We start from the raw sequence: 15,786 nt of genomic DNA, 5'->3' as shown, positions 1-15,786 counted from the left end.
CCTCTAGGGTGAGACCGTGCCGATGACCTCCTCCCCCAGTGAGCCGCTGCCGCTCGGGCGGATCGTCGCGGCCACCAAGCAGTGGGTGGAGCGGCTCGGCGAGCAGTGGGTGGAGGGCCAGCTGATCGAGCTGAAGCGCCGCCCGGGCGCGAAGTGGCACTTCCTGACCCTGCGCGACCGGCTGGCGGAGACGTCGGCGACGGTGATGATCGCCGAGGACGTGCTGCGCCAGGCCGGTCCGGTGGCCGAGGGGATGACCGTGGTCGCCCAGCTCAGGCCGTTCGTGAGCAGCCGCAACGCCTCGTTGAGCTTCGGCTGTCGAGACCTGCGCCCCAGCGGCGAGGGACGACTGCTGGCCCAGCTCGAGCAGCGCAAGCGGATACTGCTGGCCGAGGGGCTGTTCGACCCGGCGCTGAAGAAGCGGCTCCCGTTCCTGCCCCGGGTGATCGGCCTGGTCACCGGTGCGGACTCCGCCGCCGAGCGCGACGTGCAGGAGAACGTACGCCGCCGCTGGCCGGCCGCGCGGATCGAGGTGCGACACGCCCTGGTCCAGGGCGAGCGGGCCGCCGAGCAGGTCGCGTCGGCGGTCACGGCGCTGGACGCGGTGGCCGAGGTGGAGGTGATCGTGGTGGCGCGCGGTGGCGGGTCGCTGGAGGATCTGCTGGCGTTCTCCGACGAGCACCTGATCCGCACCGTCTTCGCGGCGCGGACGCCGGTGGTCTCGGCGATCGGGCATGAGAGCGACAACCCGTTGCTCGACCTGGTGGCCGACGTGCGGGCGTCCACCCCGACCGACGCGGCCAAGCTGGTGGTGCCCGATGTGCGCGAGCAGTACGACCTGATCGGTCAGGCCAGGGCCCGGATCGAGCGGGCGGTCGAGTCGCTGGTGCGGGCCGAGCAGCGCCACCTCGACCAGTACCGCAGCCGGCCGGCGCTGCAGAACCCGCTGTACGCATTCGACCGGGAGCTGGACCAGCTGACCCAACAACGGTGGCGGCTGGACCGGGCACTCGACCAACGACTGGTCAGCGAGCGGACCGGCGTGCAACACCTGCGGGAGCGCGCCGGGGCGATGTCCCCGCGGCGCACGCTGGAGCGGGGGTACGCCATCCTGGCCGACGGCGCCGGAGACGGGGTCACCTCGACCCGCGAGGTCGACGAGGGCGACGACCTGCAGGTCTATCTGGCCGACGGTCAGCTGGTCGTCGAGGTGCGCGAGGTGCAGACGAACAACCGCAGTTCAGGCAGGGAGGCAGCCGAGGTGAGCGATGAGTGAGACCGACAAGTCCGAGGGTGAGCTGAGCTACGAGGCGGCCCGCGAGGAGCTGGTCAAGGTGGTGCAGCGGCTCGAGGCCGGCGGAGTCTCCTTGGCCGAGTCGCTGCAACTGTGGGAGCGCGGCGAACAGCTCGCCGACACCTGCCAGCGCTGGCTGGACGGGGCCCGGGAGCGGGTGGAGAAGGCCCGGGCCGCGCGCGAGCAGCAGGCGGCGGAGGCGGAGTGAGCGGTTTCGACGCGGTGCTGTTCGACCTGGACGGCACCATCGCCGACTCCTCCGACATCATCTGCCGGGCCCAGGCACAGACCTGCGCGGAGTTCGGTCACCCGGTGAGCCCGGAAAGCCTGCGCCCTTATGTCGGCCCGCCGCCGTGGTTCACCTTCGGCGAGGTCACCGGGGAGCCGCCCGAGGTGGTGGAGCGGATGGTGCGGTCCTATCGCGCGTTGTACGCCGAGCTGCTGCCGCAGACCCCGGTGTTCCAGCCGGTGGTCGGGTTGTTGGAGCGGCTGCACGCGGCGGGGATGCCGCTGGCGCTGGCGACCTCGAAGCAGCGGGCGGCGGCGCTGCGGCTGCTGGAGCTGCACGGGCTGGCGGAGCCGTTCCGGGTGATCCAGGGCGCCGGCGACAACGCGACGAGCGCGGACAAGGCGGTCGTGGTCGGTCGCGCGCTGGCGGACCTGCGGGCACTCGGGGTGCTTGCGGAACGACCGGTGCTGGTCGGGGATCGCAGCCACGACGTCGAGGGGGCGGCGCGCCACGGCGTGCCGACGATCCTGGTCGGCTGGGGCTACGGCAGCGCCGAGGAGCGGGCCGCGGCGTCAGCGGTGGCCGCTGACGTGGTCGAGCTGGAGGCGCTGCTCAGCGGTCGCTGAGCGTGCCGGCGAACTGCAGCAGGCTGTTGAAGTCGGTGTCGGCGGAGACGACGGTGGTCACCTGCTCGGTCCGGTGCACCAACGCGCGGGTCCGCCCGTCGGGCGACTCGAGGCGCTGCCAGGTGCGGCCCAGCAGCTGGTCCTCACCGACCTGGTGGCCCTCGCGGGTCTTCTCCTTGACCAGGTCGTCGGTGCGGCCGTCACCCTGGGTCACCGCATAGTGCACCTTGTCGGAGTTGAGCAGGCCGAGCTGCCACTGGTTGCGCGGGGCCGGGCCCGCCGCGGTGCCCTGGCCCAGGCGTACCCAGCTGGCGACGTTGGCCACCCACGCCGCGCCCCCAGTCTCGGGGAGACCGACCGGAGCGAGCACCGGCCAGCCGGCCTCGGCGCGAGCCTGGGCCAGCACGGGCCGCCAGTCGACGGGCTTGACCTCGTAGTCCTTGGGCCTGGAGGTGAGCAGCCAGGTCAGCAGCAGGATCGGGATCATGATCACCGCCAAGGAACGGATCATGTCCCCCGCGGATGCGCGTGCCTGGTTGTTCGCCACCGCGCCATTCTCCCGCAGGGGCCAAGGGGCCGCGAATTCGTCGCTGGTGAGAGGGTGGGGCCATGAGCAACGAGCCCCTGATCCTCACCCTGGACGGGCACCAGCCCGAGATCGACCCGTCCGCATTCGTCGCGCCCGGAGCCCGGGTGATCGGACAGGCGATCCTCGAGGCCGAGTCGTCGGTCTGGTACGGCGCGACCATCCGGGCCGACCAGACCGAGATCAGGCTGGGCCGTCGGTCCAACCTGCAGGATTCGGCGACCCTGCACGCCGATGTCGGATTCCCCTGCCTGGTTGGGGAAGAGGTGACGATCGGGCACAACGCGGTGGTGCACGGCTGCACCGTCGGCGACCGCTGCACGATCGGCATGGGTGCGGTGCTGATGAACGGTGCGGTGATCGGTGAGGAATGCCTGGTCGCCGGTGGCGCGGTGGTGCTCGAAGGGGCCGAGATCCCGGCCGGTTCACTGGTTGCGGGCGTTCCGGGCAAGGTACGCCGCCCCCTCACCGACGAGGAGCGCGCGGGTCTGCGGACCGGCGCGGTGCACTACGCCGAGAACGCCGTACGCCACCGCTCCGCCCTCGACGCCGGCTGACGCACGAAATATGGGTGGCGGGGAGGGGGATCATCGTTTCACCCCTCCCCGCCACGACTGCGGGGGCCGGCTCAGCCGGCCTGATCCTCAAGCATCTCGGTAACCAGGGCAGCAATCGGCGACCGCTCCGAGCGGTTCAGGGTGATGTGGCCAAAGAGGGGGTGACCCTTGAGCTTTTCCACCACTGCGACGACGCCGTCGTGCCGACCGACCCGCAGGTTGTCGCGCTGGGCGACGTCGTGCGTGAGGACAACGCGGGAATCCTGCCCAATCCGGCTCAGCACTGTCAACAGGACACCCCGTTCCAGCGACTGCGCCTCGTCGACGATCACGAACGCGTCGTGCAGGGACCGGCCGCGGATGTGGGTGAGCGGCAGCACCTCCAGCAGACCGCGGTCGACGACCTCCTCGATCACGTTCTTGTTGGTGACCGCGCCGAGGGTGTCGAACACCGCCTGTGCCCACGGCATCATCTTCTCGGTCTCGGTGCCCGGCAGATAGCCGAGCTCCTGCCCGCCTACGGCGAACAGCGGCCGGAAGACGATCACCTTGGAGTGCTGCCGGCGCTCCAGCACCGCCTCCAGGCCGGCGCACAGCGCGAGCGCCGACTTGCCCGTGCCGGCCCGACCGCCCAGCGACACGATCCCGACGCTGGGATCCAGCAGCAGGTCCAGCGCGACCCGCTGCTCGGCTGAGCGGCCGTGCAGGCCGAACGCCTCGCGGTCGCTGCGGACCAGGCGTACCTGCTTGCCAGCGGTGACCCGACCCAGCGCCGACGACCCGCCGCCGAGCAGCACCACCCCGGTGTTGCACGGCAGATCCCGTGCCTCGTCGAGGTCGACCACCCCGGACTCGTACAACCCGTCGATCACCTGCGGCGCCACCTCCAGCTCGACCATGCCGGTGTAGCCGGACTCGATCACCCCGTCGGCGCGGTATTCCTCGGCGGGCAGCCCGACGGCCGACGCCTTGACCCGCATCGGCAGGTCCTTCGACACCAGCACCACGTTGCGTCCCTCGGCGCGGAAGTTGAGGGCCACCGCCAGGATCCGGGTGTCGTTGTCGCCCAACCGGAAGCCGCTGGGGAGCACGCTCGGATCGCTGTGGTTGAGCTCCACGTGGATGGTTCCGCCCTGATCGTTGGCCGGTACCGGCGCATCCAGCCGTCCGTGGGTCACCCGGAGGTCGTCCAGGTGGCGCAGCGCGGTGCGGGCGAAATAACCCAGCTCCGGGTGGTGCCGCTTCGCCTCGAGCTCGGTGATCACCACGACCGGCAGCACCACATCGTGCTCGGCGAACCGGCGCATCGCGTGCGGGTCGCTGAGCAGGACGGAGGTGTCGATGACGTAGGTGCGGCGACCGGACTGAGGCGCTGGGGCCGACTGGGACTCTGGGGCGGACTGGGCCGGATTGGCGTTGGCCGCGGCGGTCTTGGACTGGGGCACGGTCACTTCCTCCCGATGGGACCGCGCGAGCTCTGCGCCCGGCCCCACCTGTGTCAGGTGGTTGGCCGGGGGGCCTGTGGGCCTGCTGGCCCGCGGGTCTCGCTCGATCGAGCAGGACGACGCATGGACGAGTCCTCCGGTAGCAGGCGGCTTCCCCACCGCCCGTTGACCCCGAACCTAGGTCATCACCGGCACGAACCGGAGCAGGCTCGTGCACCAGCGTGTCGCCGTAATCCGATGTTCAGACCTCGTTCACCCCGACCCGGGTCCGATCACAGCCCGGGCTCGGCGTGGATAGTGTGCGTCACATGGCACGTACCGACCGGTTGCGGGAGCTGCTGGACCGGCTCCACCCTTCCGGACTGCTCTATTCCACCTATGAGCAGCGGTTGATGGCGGAGTTGGATCGCGCCCAGTTGCCCAAGCACGTCGCGGTGATGGCGGACGGGAATCGCCGCTGGGCACGGTTGAACGCCCCCGGACAGCCCCTGGTCGCCGGCTATCGCGCCGGCGCCGCCAAGCTCGAGGAGTTCGTGCGCTGGTGCGACGAGGTCGGGGTCGAGGTGGTCACCCTGTGGGTGCTCTCCACCGACAACTTCAAGCGCTCCGACACCGCGGAGCTGCGCCCCCTGCTGGACGTGATCGAGCAGATGGTGGATGACCTGGCCGCGACCGGACGTTGGCCCGTGATGCCGGTCGGCGCACTGGACCTGCTCCCCGATGACACCGCCGAGCGACTGCGCCGAGCCGCCGAGCGGACCCGGGAGAATCGGGGCATGCACGTCAACGTGGCCGTCTCCTATGGCGGGCGGCACGAACTGCGCGACGCCGTCCGCTCGCTGCTGGCCGCCGAGGCCGCCCGCGGCACCACGCTGGCCGAACTGGCCGAGACCGTCGACGTGAGCGACATCGCCGAACACCTCTACACCGCCGGGCAGCCCGACCCCGACCTGGTGATTCGCACCTCCGGGGAGCAGCGCCTCTCCGGCTTCCTGATCTGGCAGTCCGCACACAGCGAGTTCTATTTCCACGAGGCGTTGTGGCCGGACTTCCGCAAGGTCGACTTCATCCGGGCGCTGCGCTCGTACGCCCAGCGCGAGCGTCGCTTTGGCAGTTGACCGGCGTACGCCCAGCAGGGTTGGCGGGCGTACGCGCCGCGAGCTACAGTAACCTACGGGACCGTAAGTTACGGACCAGTAGAATCACCGATGACCCAGCGAATCCGTCCGGAGGTGGCACATGAAGGCCAGACCCCTGCCGCATGAGGTCGCCGATGCGGTAGGCCCGCTCAAACCGAAGCTGCGGGGCTGGCTGCACGCCGGCTGGACCCCGCTCGCCCTGCTCGGCGGGCTCATCCTGGTGATCGGTGCCCCCACCCTGCTGGGCCGGATCGGCGGTGCGGTCTTCCTCGCGGGATCCTTGCTGCTGTTCGGAACCAGCGCGATCTATCACCGCTTCCACTGGGGCGACCGAGCCACCGCCGTGCTGCGCCGGCTGGACCACGCGAACATCTTCGTATTCATCGCCGCCACCTACACCCCGCTGTCGTTGCTGCTGCTGCAGGGAAAATCGCGGATCGCGCTGCTGATCGTGGTCTGGTCGGCCGGACTGCTCGGGCTGCTGTTCCGGGTGCTCTGGCTGTCGGCACCCCGCTGGCTCTACACCGTGCTCTATCTGGCCATGGGCTGGGCCGCGCTGGGCTGGCTGAACCAGTTCTGGGCCAACGGCGGACCGCTGGTCTTCACCCTGATCGTCGCCGGCGGGATCTGCTATTCGCTGGGCGCGGTCGTCTATGGCCGCAAGCGACCGGACCCGTCACCGGCCTGGTTCGGTTTCCACGAAATCTTTCACAGCTTCACAATCCTGGGCTCGGCCTGCCACTACACCGCGATCGCGTTGGCCACCTTCCGCTGACGGCGTGCCCTACTCGGGGCGCGTCAGTACCTCCAGGAAATCGTGATTCACAAGGAGAATCTCCCGTCCGACCTTGACGTCACTGAGGAGCCCGGCGGCAACGAGGGCGCGCAGCCAGGTCGACGCGGTCTGCCGCGAAACGTCACAGCGTTCGGCGACGGGACTGATCCGGCAGTACGGCTGCTCGAACAGGACGGCCAGGAACTGGGCGTCTCGGCCACCCGGGGTTGCAGCACGCGCCCGTTCGGCAATGTCCTCCTGGCAGGAGCGGATGGCGCCGATCTTCCGGGTTGTCGTGTGGCGGCGTCTCGGACAACCTCAACCATGTAGAGGATCCAGTCAATCTGTTAAGAATCCGGGCCAAACTTGACACGATTCTGGAATGCGTCAACCGGCTGAACGTGTTTGATCAGCGTTGCCGCGGCGTACGCAACCCCTGCAGCACGCGGTCGAGGTCGACCAGCTCGGCCGCCTGTTCGGGGGTGAGCTCGGCCAGGCTGGTGTCGTTGCTGCGCTGGTACACCTCGGCGAAGGCGCGGAACAGCTCGCCGCCGACCCCGGCCTGCTCCTGGGTGTCGGCGATCTGGCCCATCTCATAGGGGAACCGGTCCGACTTGGCCACCGCCACCGCGATCGCCATCGGCGCCTGCTCGGCCATCCAGCCGAGCCCGGGCGTCAGGTCCTCAAGCACCAGCTCCTGCACCCCGTGCTCACCGGCGGTGCGCAGCGACTGCATCAGCAGCGCGGTGATCCCCTTGTAGACCGCGGCGGTGCACATCTTCACCGCCGACGCCTGACCGACCCGCTCGCCGACCACGCGTACGCTCAGGCCGTCGGCGCCCAGGCCCGCCAGCTCACCGGCCCGCTCCCCCGACACGAACACGGTGGTCCGCTTTCCAAGCTCCGGCGGCGGGCCGCTGATCGCCCCGTCGACCGGGTCGCACCCGGCGGCCGCCAGCACCGCGGCCACCTGCTCGGCCTCGGCCGGGGAGACCGCGTTCAGGTCGGCGACGAGCGGGCGTACGCCGGCGCTGCGGCAGGCGTCGGCGATCTGCTCGGCGTTGCCGAGCGCCCGGGCCGGTGGTACCACCGACACCACCACGTCGGCGGCGGCCGCCACGTCGGTCAACGAGTCGAGCCAGCGCAACCCGTGCGCCAGCGATCGGGTACGCTCGGAACGACCGGCCACGGTCACCACGACGTCATGCCCGGCGGCCACCCAGGCCCGCCCCAGGGCGGCGCCCATCGCGCCGGGAGCCACCACACCGATCGTCGTCATCGCGGGATCATCGACTCAACTGCGGGTCTGGTCCCGATCGGGCTCCGGGCGGGTCTGCACGCCCTCCTCGGGGATGTCGATGCGGCGCATCTGCTTGCGCATGCTGCGGAACAGGAAGAAGCAGGCGATCGCCAGGACCAGGATCACCACGACCGGGATCCAACCGGCGACCACCGAGTTGGGGTCCAGTTCGAGCGGCATCAGCACACCGGTGACTCTACGCCTCGATCGCCACCCCGGCGAACAGGTCGTTCTCCAGTTCGCCGTCGGCACGGGCCGGCTGCCCGGTGTGGTCGATGACCAGCTCGAACTCCTCGGTCGGCCACACCTCCCGCTGCACCTCGAGCGGGATCTGGAACCAGGCGCCGTTCGGGTCCACCTGGGTGCCGTGGGCGAGCAGCGCGCGGTCGCGTACGCCGAAGTAGTCGGCACACTCGACGGCGGTGGTGATCCGGGAGTCGGGCACCCGCTTCCAGGTGTCCCAGTTGGCCAGCCGCTCGCCATACGGTGACTCGAGGCCACGCTCGAGCATCGCCTCGTGCAGCGCCAGGGTGCGCTGCCGGTTGAACGTGTGCTGGTAATAGACCTTGCTCACCTGCCACGGCTCGCCGTGCTCGGGCCACTGGTCGGGGTCGGCGGCCGCCTCGACGGCGACCAGCGAGATCCGGTTGGTCTGCACGTGGTCGGGGTGCGGATAACCGCCCAGCTCGTCATAGGTGGTCAGCACCTGCGGACGGAATTCGCGGATCACCCGAACCAGTTCCCCGGCGGCCTGCGCGGGGTCCAGCAGCGCGAAACACCCCTCGGGCAGCGGCGGGAGCGGGTCGCCCTCGGGCAGCCCGGAGTCCATGAAACCCAGCCAGGTCTGTTCGATGCCGAGGATCGCCCGCGCGCGGTCCATCTCGCGGCGGCGTACCTCGGGCAGGTGGGCGATGATGTCGGGACGCTCCATCGCCGGGTTCAGGATCGACCCGCGCTCCCCGCCGGTGCAGGTGGCGACCATCACCCGTACGCCCTCGTCGACATATTTCGCCGTCACCGCCGCACCCTTGCTCGACTCGTCGTCGGGGTGGGCGTGCACGTGCAGCAGGCGCAGGTCGTCACCGGTTGCGGTACGCCGGGTCGCGGTGCGGGTCGGGGCGGATGTCATGCAGGTCTCTCCAGCGGATCGGGTGGCAGTTCCAATACCAGCAACACCGCCGGCACCCACCAGATTCCCCGACCACCCGGAAGGCTGTCCAGTCGGGGCCGCTCGGCCGCCGCACTAGGGTGGAGGCCATGTCCACGGCCACCGATCGCGCGCGGATCGCCGCCCGTTATCCCCAGCCGCGGCGTCCGTGGCTGATCTGGGTGATCGCCGCGGTGGTGCTGCCGCTGCTCGGCTTCTGGCTGTGGATCTCCACCGTCAAGGCCAACCCGCCGCTCACCGCCAGCGTGACCAGCTTCGTGGTGACCGGACCGAACGCGATGGAGGTCGAGCTGATGATCGATCGCTCCCGCCCCGAGGTGTCGGGTCGGTGTCTGGTCCAGGCCAGCGCGCACGGCGGGGAGAAGGTCGGGGAGATCTGGTACGCCGTCCGCCCGGCCGGGGCGGAGGTCACCCGGGAACGCACCTCGCTGCGCACCTTCCGTCCGCCGGAATCGGCCGCCGTCAGTCAGTGCGTGGCCGAGTGATCCTCGTCGCCCACGGGGCAGCAAACCTGACCGGCGGTCGGATCTGTCGCGCGTCGCGTTGAGTCGGCCGTGGCTATTGGTAGCATCGTGCGATGGCAGAAATCACCGAAACCAACACCGTCTGGCTGACCCAGGAGGCCTACGACAAGCTCGCCGACGAGCTGGCGTACCTCGAGGGTGACGGCCGGACCGAAATCGCGAACCGGATCGCCGCGGCCCGCGAAGAGGGCGACCTGCGCGAGAACGGCGGTTATCACGCCGCCCGCGAGGAGCAGGGCAAGCAGGAGGCGCGGATCGCCCAGCTGCAGGACATGCTGCGTCGCGCCGAGGTCGGCGAGGCGCCGACCAACACCGACCAGGCCGTGCCCGGCACCAAGATCACCATCGCCTTCGACGGTGATCCCGGCGACACCGACACCTTCCTGCTCGGCTCCCGCGAGCTGCTGGGTCTGGACGACGCGGCCGATGCGCTCAACGTCTACAGCCCGCAGTCCCCGCTGGGGGCGGCGATCCTGGATCGCAAGGTGGGCGACACCGTGAGCTACGAGACTCCCAACGGGAAGTCCATCTCGGTGAAGATCACCAAGGTGGAGGCCTTCACCGGCTGACCCCCGCGATTTCCGCCATCAGGCGAGCCGCCCCGGGTCACCCGGGGCGGCTCGCTCGTTCCTGCGGTCACTGCGTGAGCAGGCGCTGCGCCTCGGCGGGGCTGAGCTCGCCACGGGCGACGCGGCCGAGCACCTCGTCGCGGTCCACCGCGGGCGTACCCGTTGCCTCGCCCTCGCTCTCCTCACCGGAGAGCCCGAGCTTCATCAGCAGTTGGGTGAGCCGCAGCCGCGCCGTCGGATAGGACACCCCGAGGTGCTTCTCCACCTCGCGCAGGTTGCCGCGGGAGGCCAGGAACACCCGCAGGGTCTCGATCTCGCTGGCGTTCAGCGCGCAGAACTCGCACGAGGTGAATACCCCCGCCAGCTCCGAGCCACAGGTGGTGCAGCCGAGCCGGGTGACGTGCAGCTGGTCCCCGCAGACCGGGCAGTCGCTCGGCGGACGGTGTGCCTCGTTGTGCCCGTTGGCGTGCTGGTGGTGTGCGGTCACTTCTGCCCACTTCCCTCGGATCCGACGTGGACGGCGGCATGGCCCATCACCACACCGACATCGAGCTTGGCGGCGCCGTTGCCCATCACGACCTCGTCGCCAGCGCCGGTGTGCCCACCGGCCCAGACCACCTTGCCGAGCTGCGATTCGGCGCGGACGGTGACGTTCGAGTCATCGTCCAGCTGCACGGTCAGCGAGCCGGACTCGCAGCGGATCCGGGATCGGCCGGTGGCGATCCGGCCCTTGACCGTCGCCTGCCCGGCCTGGACGAGCACGTCGTGCGCCTCGCTCAACCCCGTCAGCTTGGCGCCGCCGGCGGTGACGCGCACCTTGCCGAGATAGCGGACGTCCTCGCAGGTCAGCGAGCCGGCGGTGAGCTCGACGTCGACGATCAGGTTCGGGTTGACCCGGATGAACAGTTCCTTGCCCAGCCCGAGGTTGCGCACGTCATCGAGGCTGCGCGGCGGACGGAGCAGGGTGAATCCGTCGATGGACGCCCCGATCTCTCCGTCGGAGGTGATCTCCAGCACCGACCCGTTGCGGCGCAGCACGTGCGCGCCGTCCACCGAGGCGGTGGCCACCCGAGGCTCGCCGACCACCCGGACCCGGCGACCGACCGCCCGGATGGAGACGCGATCGACCCCCTTGGTGTTGGTGGTGTGCCGGTCGGCCGGTGGCACCTCGTCATCTCCGGTGCCGGACGCGGGTTCGGCAGGGTTGGTCGGTCCCGGCTTGGGGTCGCTCTCGGCGGCCGGTTCGCCCACCACCCGGTTGAACGTGTCCCGGGCGTACTGCTGCCACCGCGGCACCCCGCGCTCGGCACCAGGACCGTCATTGGACGGCGGGGGCTTGGGGCCGGACTCGGGAGCAGGCTCCCCGGTCGCGGCTTCGATTCGGCGTGAGGCCTCGGCGGCGTCGATGCGGCCGGCGGCCAGATCCTTGAGGATCGGGGTGAGATCAGGGCTGCTCATGCATCAAATGTAAAACGGGCTTTCGAATTCCTAAAGGGCAACTTTCCAACTCAGGCGGGTTTCAGGGTTTCCCCGAGGGCCGGGATGACAAGGCGAGCTTCCGCGGACGCCTCCAGTCGAGCCGGTACGCCCAGCGGGAGGCTCTCCGCCCCGGGCCCGTGGCCCAACTCGAACCCGGTCCCGATCGGTACGCCCAACTCGCCCAGCAACTCGGCGATCAGGGCGTGCACCTCCGCGAGCGCACACCCCTTCCAGGAGCCGACCAGCACGCCGGCCACGCCCTCGAACCAGCCGGCCCGCAGCAGCGAGGTGAGATAGCCGTCGATCCGGTAGGTCTCCTCGTTGACGTCCTCCAGCACCACCAGGGCATCGGTGTTGTCCACCGGTGGCCGACTCCGGGCGCCCAGCGTCATCGCCAGCAGCGAGAGGTTGCCGCCGATCAGCGTGCCCGAGGCCGTGCCCTCGGCCAGCGCGCCCCCGCCGCGGTGCACCCGCTCGGTCCACGGCTCGAGCATCGCTCGGCGCAGGTGCTGCACCGCCACCGGGTCGTCCAGCAGGTCGGCGGTCGCCGGCATCGGGGTGAACCAGCTCGGCACTCCGACCTGCTCACGCAACAGCTCGTGCAGGGCGGTCACGTCCGAGCTGCCATAGACCGGCTTCGGCCCGCTCGCGCGGAGCCGGTGCACGTCCAGGTCGTCCAGCATCCGCACCGTGCCGTAACCGCCACGGACGACGACGATGCCGGACAGCGACGGGTCCTCCCACGCCTGATGGAAGTCGGCGGCCCGCTCGGCGTCCTCACCGGAGAGATAGTCCGCCCGGGCGTGCCGCGCCAGGGCCGAGGGGAGGCGTACCGGTTGCAGACCCCAGTCGGTCAGCAGGGCCTCGGCCGCTGCCAGCCGTTCCTGCGGCGGCGGGCCGGCGCTGCCGACCAGCGCGACCCGATCGCCGGGCACCAGCGGTCCGAGCGGCCCCCGTCCGGTTCCGCTCACCGCTCCCCCAGGCCGCGGGGTGCGGCCGCCAGCAGCGTCCTGGTGTATTCGTGCTGCGGATCCAGCAGCACCTGCTCGACCGGGCCGCCCTCGACCATTTGGCCGCGCCGCATCACCAGCACCCGGCTGCACGTCTCGGCCAGCACCGACAGGTCGTGGCTGATCATCACCAGCGACAGACCCCGCTCGGTGACCAGGGCGGGCGGCTGGCCATCAGGTATCACAGCCCCGAGTCGGCGAGCAGCTCCTCGTCGTGCCAGGCCAGCTGTTCGCAGGGGTCCAGCCGACCGGTCTCCCACTGGCGGGCGATCTCGGCGAGCAGGAACAGCTTGCCGACGCTGGCGGTACGCAGCAGCCGCTCGGGCCAGTGGTCGACGAGCACGCGGTCGTCGTCGGCGTCGCGGACACAGACGCTCCAGTCGGCGGCCGCGGTCAGGGGTGGCATGCGCATGGTGGAATGCCTACCACATCCCTCGGCCCACTCATTTGCATAGTGCAAGTAATCAATCTAGGCTTGGGCGGTGCCGAACTCCCCCACCTCCACCGCGGTCGCCGACCGGCTTATCGACGCCATGGTCAGCATCGGCCGATCGGCCCAACGCTCCAGTCGGCTCACCATGGATCGAGGGAGCTACTTCCTGCTGGGCGTGCTGCAGCAGCGAGGCCAACTCCGGCTCACCGGCCTGGCGGAGGCCGCCGACCTGGACGTGTCGACCACCTCCCGCCACGTGCGCCAGTTGGAGGGCCAAGGGCTGGTCGTCGGCCACGCGGACCCGGCCGACGGGCGCGCCAAGCTGTTCACCCTCACCCCCGCCGGGGAAGAGACGATGCGCCGTGCGCGGGCCGAGCGCCGGCAACTGCTCACCGAACGTCTCGGCGCCTGGTCCGCCGATGACGTCGCCGCCCTCGAACGGTTGATGACCAGGCTCGCCAACGAGGTCGGGCAATCCACTTTCCATCCCTGCACTCCACTACTGGACAAGGATTCCGACGATCAGCGTGAAAACCAGAACCCGACCCGGGCCCGAAACGAACAGCATGGCTGAGACAACCACCGCCACCCGGGAGGAGCCCGCGGAGTTCCGGCTCGATCCCGCCTCGAAGCGGGTGTTCATCGGCCTGATGCTGGGCATGCTGGTCGCCTCGATCAGCCAGACCATCGTCGGACCAGCCCTGCCCCGGATCGTCGCCGAACTCGGCGGCATGGACCACTATTCCTGGCTGGCCACCGCCGCCATGCTGGTCTCGGCGATCACCGTGCCGATCGTCGGCAAGCTGTCCGACATCTATGGCCGCCGGCCGTTCTATCTCGCCGGGCTCGTGGTGTTCATGCTCGGCTCGGTGGTGTGCGGGTTCTCCCAGAACTTCTGGATGCTCGTCGCCGGTCGCGCCGTGCAGGGGCTGGGCATGGGCACGCTGATGCCGCTGTCGCAGACGATCATCGGCGACATCGTGCCGCCGCGGGCCCGCGGCAAGTACCAGGGGCTGATGGGTGCGGTGTTCGGCCTGACCTCGGTCGCCGGGCCGCTGGCCGGTGGGTTCATCACCGACCACTGGGGCTGGCGCTGGCTGTTCTTCGTCAGCCTGCCCGTGGGCCTGGTGGCCACGGCCGCGATCCACCGCTTCCTGCGGATGCCGCACGAGCGGCGCGAGGTGAAGATCGACCTCCTGGGCATCATCACCATGGCGATCGCCCTGGTCTGCCTGCTGCTGGCGACCTCCTTCGGCGGCACCACCTGGGCCTGGTCGTCCTGGCAGATCCTGACCCTGTACGCCATCGGCGCGGTCTTCGCCGTGATCTTCATCATCGTGGAGACCCGGGCGGCCGACCCCGTCCTGCCGCTGCGTCTGTTCCGCAGCTCCATCTTCACCCTGAGCTGCGTGGCCAGCTTCGCGATCGCGATCATGATGTTCGGCGCGATCATCTACATCCCGGTGTACGCCCAGGGCGTGATCGGGGTGAACGCCACCAACTCCGGGCTGATCCTGATGCCGATGATGCTCGGACTGATCATCTTCGGCATGCTGGTCGGTCAGCTGGTCACCAGGACCGGGCGCTACAAGGAGTTCCTGCTGCTCGGGGTGATCGTGCTGACGATCGGCTACTGGCTACTCACCCGGATGCGCTTCGGCTCCAGCCAGCTCGAGTTGACCCTGGCCATGGTGGTGATCGGGGTCGGCCTCGGCACCTGCATGCAGCTCTACACCCTGGTCATCCAGAACAACGCCCGCCGCCAGGACCTGGGCGTGGCCACCGCCTCCAGCCAGTTCTTCCGCAACGTCGGCTCGACGGTCGGCATCGCCATCTATGGCACCGTGATGACCTCCACGATGCACTCGGCCATCATGAAATACCTGCCCCCGGGTGCGGGCGCCCAGCTGGGCGGATCGATGAACGCCTCCTCGGTGCTCGATCCGAGCGCGCTGGCCAAGCTGCCGCCGGTGATCGCCACCGCCGTCCGCCAGGGACTCGCCGACGCCCTGCACAACACCTTCCTGATCGGCCTGCCGGTCGGCGTCCTCGCCCTGCTGGCGACCCTGTTCATCAAGGCGGTCCCGCTGCGCGACACCGTGCACACCCCGACCGAGGCCGGGCGCGAGGTGCTCGCCACGATGAGCCAGAGCAGCGGCTCGGCCACCGAGTTGGTGCCCACCCTGAGCGGCCATGGCCGCACCCGGGAGCGGATCCTCGGTCTGCAGTACAGCCTGCTCGCCGACCAGGCCGCCGACCCCCGCCACGAGCTGCTGCGCGAGGGGGTCCGCGAGCTCGGCCACGGCGACCTGGAGCGCGGAATCGCGCTGTTGCGGCGTACCGCCACGATGCTGTCCGCCGAGGACGAGTCAGCCGTCGCGAAGGCCGAGACGCACGCCGCCGAGGTGGCCGCCCTGGCCGCCCGCCCCGGCGGGGTGCTCAGCCCCGAGGTGCGCAAGGACCTCGCCGTGCTCGCCGCCCAGAAGGACCGGGCCGCCGTGCTGGCGGTGATCGAGGAGCCGGTCGCCAAGCGCTACGAGGCGGTCGACATGGGCCGATTGCACGAGGCCAGCAGCGACCTGACGGCGGCGTACATGGTGGACGTCAGCAACCCGCCGCCCGCACCGCGGCACGCAGCGGACTGATCGCGTC

21 protein-coding genes are annotated in these 15,786 nt (G+C 70.2%); 10 read left to right on the top strand and 11 right to left on the bottom strand.

Features of this window, described 5'->3' with window-relative positions:
* Positions 1 to 22 precede the first annotated feature (22 nt).
* Genes xseA through CGZ93_RS16485 form a run of 3 tightly spaced genes read left to right on the top strand, consistent with a single transcriptional unit; the run spans position 23 to position 2,149 of the window.
* A complete protein-coding gene (gene xseA, locus CGZ93_RS16495; protein WP_094365257.1) occupies positions 23 to 1,276 on the top strand; it encodes an exodeoxyribonuclease VII large subunit in 1,254 nt (417 codons plus the stop codon).
* Complete coding sequence (locus CGZ93_RS16490) at positions 1,269 to 1,502, top strand: exodeoxyribonuclease VII small subunit (protein ID WP_094365230.1); 234 nt, start codon at positions 1,269 to 1,271, stop codon at positions 1,500 to 1,502. Before xseA ends, CGZ93_RS16490 begins: the two co-directional genes overlap by 8 nt.
* Positions 1,499 to 2,149: an HAD family hydrolase gene (locus tag CGZ93_RS16485; RefSeq protein ID WP_094365229.1), complete on the top strand. Its 651-nt coding sequence runs from the start codon at positions 1,499 to 1,501 to the stop codon at positions 2,147 to 2,149. The genes CGZ93_RS16490 and CGZ93_RS16485 overlap by 4 nt, the downstream gene beginning before the upstream one ends.
* On the opposite strand, the gene CGZ93_RS16480 is transcribed toward CGZ93_RS16485, so the two are convergent.
* Positions 2,136 to 2,696, bottom strand: a complete 561-nt coding sequence (locus tag CGZ93_RS16480) for a DUF4245 domain-containing protein (protein WP_094365228.1) — start codon at positions 2,694 to 2,696, stop codon at positions 2,136 to 2,138. The two genes, CGZ93_RS16485 and CGZ93_RS16480, sit on opposite strands and share 14 nt — an antisense overlap.
* A 62-nt stretch (positions 2,697 to 2,758) precedes the next feature.
* On the opposite strand from CGZ93_RS16480, the gene CGZ93_RS16475 reads away from it, so the two are divergent.
* On the top strand, positions 2,759 to 3,292 hold the full coding sequence (locus CGZ93_RS16475; protein ID WP_094365227.1) for a gamma carbonic anhydrase family protein: 534 nt from the start codon (positions 2,759 to 2,761) through the stop codon (positions 3,290 to 3,292).
* Positions 3,293 to 3,363: 71 nt separating this feature from the next.
* Here the strand turns inward: CGZ93_RS16475 and CGZ93_RS16470 are convergent, their stop codons facing one another.
* Positions 3,364 to 4,635, bottom strand: coding sequence for a PhoH family protein (locus tag CGZ93_RS16470; protein WP_267489748.1), 1,272 nt, complete (start codon positions 4,633 to 4,635; stop codon positions 3,364 to 3,366).
* Between the two features lie 410 nt (positions 4,636 to 5,045).
* Here CGZ93_RS16470 and CGZ93_RS16465 point away from each other — a divergent pair, with 410 nt between their 5' ends.
* Positions 5,046 to 5,855 (top strand): isoprenyl transferase, encoded by an 810-nt coding sequence (locus tag CGZ93_RS16465; RefSeq protein WP_094365225.1) that lies wholly within the window; start codon positions 5,046 to 5,048, stop codon positions 5,853 to 5,855.
* A gap of 121 nt (positions 5,856 to 5,976) precedes the next feature.
* Positions 5,977 to 6,651 (top strand): PAQR family membrane homeostasis protein TrhA, encoded by a 675-nt coding sequence (trhA, locus tag CGZ93_RS16460; protein WP_094365224.1) that lies wholly within the window; start codon positions 5,977 to 5,979, stop codon positions 6,649 to 6,651.
* Positions 6,652 to 6,660: 9 nt separating this feature from the next.
* Here trhA and CGZ93_RS19920 read toward each other — a convergent pair whose 3' ends face one another.
* From CGZ93_RS19920 to mca, 4 genes are all read right to left on the bottom strand, one after another.
* Positions 6,661 to 6,843, bottom strand: coding sequence for a hypothetical protein (locus CGZ93_RS19920; protein WP_324252456.1), 183 nt, complete (start codon positions 6,841 to 6,843; stop codon positions 6,661 to 6,663).
* 217 nt (positions 6,844 to 7,060) lie between these two features.
* The gene (locus CGZ93_RS16450; RefSeq protein WP_094365223.1) at positions 7,061 to 7,930 is read right to left on the bottom strand and encodes a DUF1932 domain-containing protein; all 870 of its coding nucleotides are present in this window, start codon (positions 7,928 to 7,930) and stop codon (positions 7,061 to 7,063) included.
* 15 nt (positions 7,931 to 7,945) lie between these two features.
* A complete protein-coding gene (locus CGZ93_RS16445; protein WP_094365222.1) occupies positions 7,946 to 8,137 on the bottom strand; it encodes a hypothetical protein in 192 nt (63 codons plus the stop codon).
* A gap of 10 nt (positions 8,138 to 8,147) precedes the next feature.
* Positions 8,148 to 9,080, bottom strand: coding sequence for a mycothiol conjugate amidase Mca (gene mca / locus CGZ93_RS16440; RefSeq protein WP_094365221.1), 933 nt, complete (start codon positions 9,078 to 9,080; stop codon positions 8,148 to 8,150).
* Between the two features lie 128 nt (positions 9,081 to 9,208).
* Between mca and CGZ93_RS16435 the strand changes: the two genes are divergently transcribed.
* Both CGZ93_RS16435 and greA read left to right on the top strand, forming a co-directional pair.
* Positions 9,209 to 9,604 (top strand): DUF4307 domain-containing protein, encoded by a 396-nt coding sequence (locus CGZ93_RS16435; RefSeq protein WP_176451813.1) that lies wholly within the window; start codon positions 9,209 to 9,211, stop codon positions 9,602 to 9,604.
* A gap of 92 nt (positions 9,605 to 9,696) precedes the next feature.
* Positions 9,697 to 10,212, top strand: coding sequence for a transcription elongation factor GreA (greA, locus tag CGZ93_RS16430; RefSeq protein ID WP_094365220.1), 516 nt, complete (start codon positions 9,697 to 9,699; stop codon positions 10,210 to 10,212).
* Between the two features lie 67 nt (positions 10,213 to 10,279).
* On the opposite strand, the gene CGZ93_RS16425 is transcribed toward greA, so the two are convergent.
* Genes CGZ93_RS16425 through CGZ93_RS16405 form a run of 5 tightly spaced genes read right to left on the bottom strand, consistent with a single transcriptional unit; the run spans position 10,280 to position 13,113 of the window.
* A complete protein-coding gene (locus tag CGZ93_RS16425) occupies positions 10,280 to 10,699 on the bottom strand; it encodes a DUF2089 domain-containing protein (protein ID WP_094365219.1) in 420 nt (139 codons plus the stop codon).
* Positions 10,696 to 11,670 (bottom strand): hypothetical protein, encoded by a 975-nt coding sequence (locus tag CGZ93_RS16420; RefSeq protein WP_094365218.1) that lies wholly within the window; start codon positions 11,668 to 11,670, stop codon positions 10,696 to 10,698. Before CGZ93_RS16420 ends, CGZ93_RS16425 begins: the two co-directional genes overlap by 4 nt.
* A 50-nt stretch (positions 11,671 to 11,720) precedes the next feature.
* On the bottom strand, positions 11,721 to 12,662 hold the full coding sequence (locus tag CGZ93_RS16415) for a S66 peptidase family protein (RefSeq protein WP_229117533.1): 942 nt from the start codon (positions 12,660 to 12,662) through the stop codon (positions 11,721 to 11,723).
* Positions 12,659 to 12,886, bottom strand: coding sequence for a hypothetical protein (locus CGZ93_RS16410; RefSeq protein ID WP_094365217.1), 228 nt, complete (start codon positions 12,884 to 12,886; stop codon positions 12,659 to 12,661). The genes CGZ93_RS16415 and CGZ93_RS16410 overlap by 4 nt, the downstream gene beginning before the upstream one ends.
* Complete coding sequence (locus CGZ93_RS16405) at positions 12,883 to 13,113, bottom strand: serine hydrolase (protein WP_094365216.1); 231 nt, start codon at positions 13,111 to 13,113, stop codon at positions 12,883 to 12,885. Before CGZ93_RS16405 ends, CGZ93_RS16410 begins: the two co-directional genes overlap by 4 nt.
* 70 nt (positions 13,114 to 13,183) lie before the next feature.
* Between CGZ93_RS16405 and CGZ93_RS16400 the strand changes: the two genes are divergently transcribed.
* Both CGZ93_RS16400 and CGZ93_RS16395 read left to right on the top strand, forming a co-directional pair.
* Positions 13,184 to 13,708: a MarR family winged helix-turn-helix transcriptional regulator gene (locus tag CGZ93_RS16400; protein WP_094365215.1), complete on the top strand. Its 525-nt coding sequence runs from the start codon at positions 13,184 to 13,186 to the stop codon at positions 13,706 to 13,708.
* Complete coding sequence (locus CGZ93_RS16395; RefSeq protein WP_094365214.1) at positions 13,701 to 15,779, top strand: MDR family MFS transporter; 2,079 nt, start codon at positions 13,701 to 13,703, stop codon at positions 15,777 to 15,779. The genes CGZ93_RS16400 and CGZ93_RS16395 overlap by 8 nt, the downstream gene beginning before the upstream one ends.
* The last annotated feature ends 7 nt before the right edge of the window (positions 15,780 to 15,786 follow it).

Source organism: Enemella dayhoffiae (assembly GCF_002250625.1).
Classification (GTDB): domain Bacteria; phylum Actinomycetota; class Actinomycetes; order Propionibacteriales; family Propionibacteriaceae; genus Enemella; species Enemella dayhoffiae.
This window is presented reverse-complemented; position numbering and strand designations above follow the sequence as displayed.

What these genes read in the sequence shown, in the direction of transcription:
- CGZ93_RS16405 (WP_094365216.1), bottom strand. Translation starts at nt 13,113, where the DNA reads ATGCGCATGCCACCCCTGACCGCGGCCGCCGACTGGAGCGTCTGTGTC.
- CGZ93_RS16450 (WP_094365223.1), bottom strand. Translation starts at nt 7,930, where the DNA reads ATGACGACGATCGGTGTGGTGGCTCCCGGCGCGATGGGCGCCGCCCTG.
- CGZ93_RS16465 (WP_094365225.1), top strand. Translation starts at nt 5,046, where the DNA reads ATGGCACGTACCGACCGGTTGCGGGAGCTGCTGGACCGGCTCCACCCT.
- xseA (WP_094365257.1), top strand. Translation starts at nt 23, where the DNA reads ATGACCTCCTCCCCCAGTGAGCCGCTGCCGCTCGGGCGGATCGTCGCG.
- CGZ93_RS16395 (WP_094365214.1), top strand. Translation starts at nt 13,701, where the DNA reads ATGGCTGAGACAACCACCGCCACCCGGGAGGAGCCCGCGGAGTTCCGG.
- CGZ93_RS16420 (WP_094365218.1), bottom strand. Translation starts at nt 11,670, where the DNA reads ATGAGCAGCCCTGATCTCACCCCGATCCTCAAGGATCTGGCCGCCGGC.
- mca (WP_094365221.1), bottom strand. Translation starts at nt 9,080, where the DNA reads ATGACATCCGCCCCGACCCGCACCGCGACCCGGCGTACCGCAACCGGT.
- greA (WP_094365220.1), top strand. Translation starts at nt 9,697, where the DNA reads ATGGCAGAAATCACCGAAACCAACACCGTCTGGCTGACCCAGGAGGCC.
- CGZ93_RS16490 (WP_094365230.1), top strand. Translation starts at nt 1,269, where the DNA reads ATGAGTGAGACCGACAAGTCCGAGGGTGAGCTGAGCTACGAGGCGGCC.
- CGZ93_RS16435 (WP_176451813.1), top strand. Translation starts at nt 9,209, where the DNA reads ATGTCCACGGCCACCGATCGCGCGCGGATCGCCGCCCGTTATCCCCAG.
- CGZ93_RS16475 (WP_094365227.1), top strand. Translation starts at nt 2,759, where the DNA reads ATGAGCAACGAGCCCCTGATCCTCACCCTGGACGGGCACCAGCCCGAG.
- trhA (WP_094365224.1), top strand. Translation starts at nt 5,977, where the DNA reads ATGAAGGCCAGACCCCTGCCGCATGAGGTCGCCGATGCGGTAGGCCCG.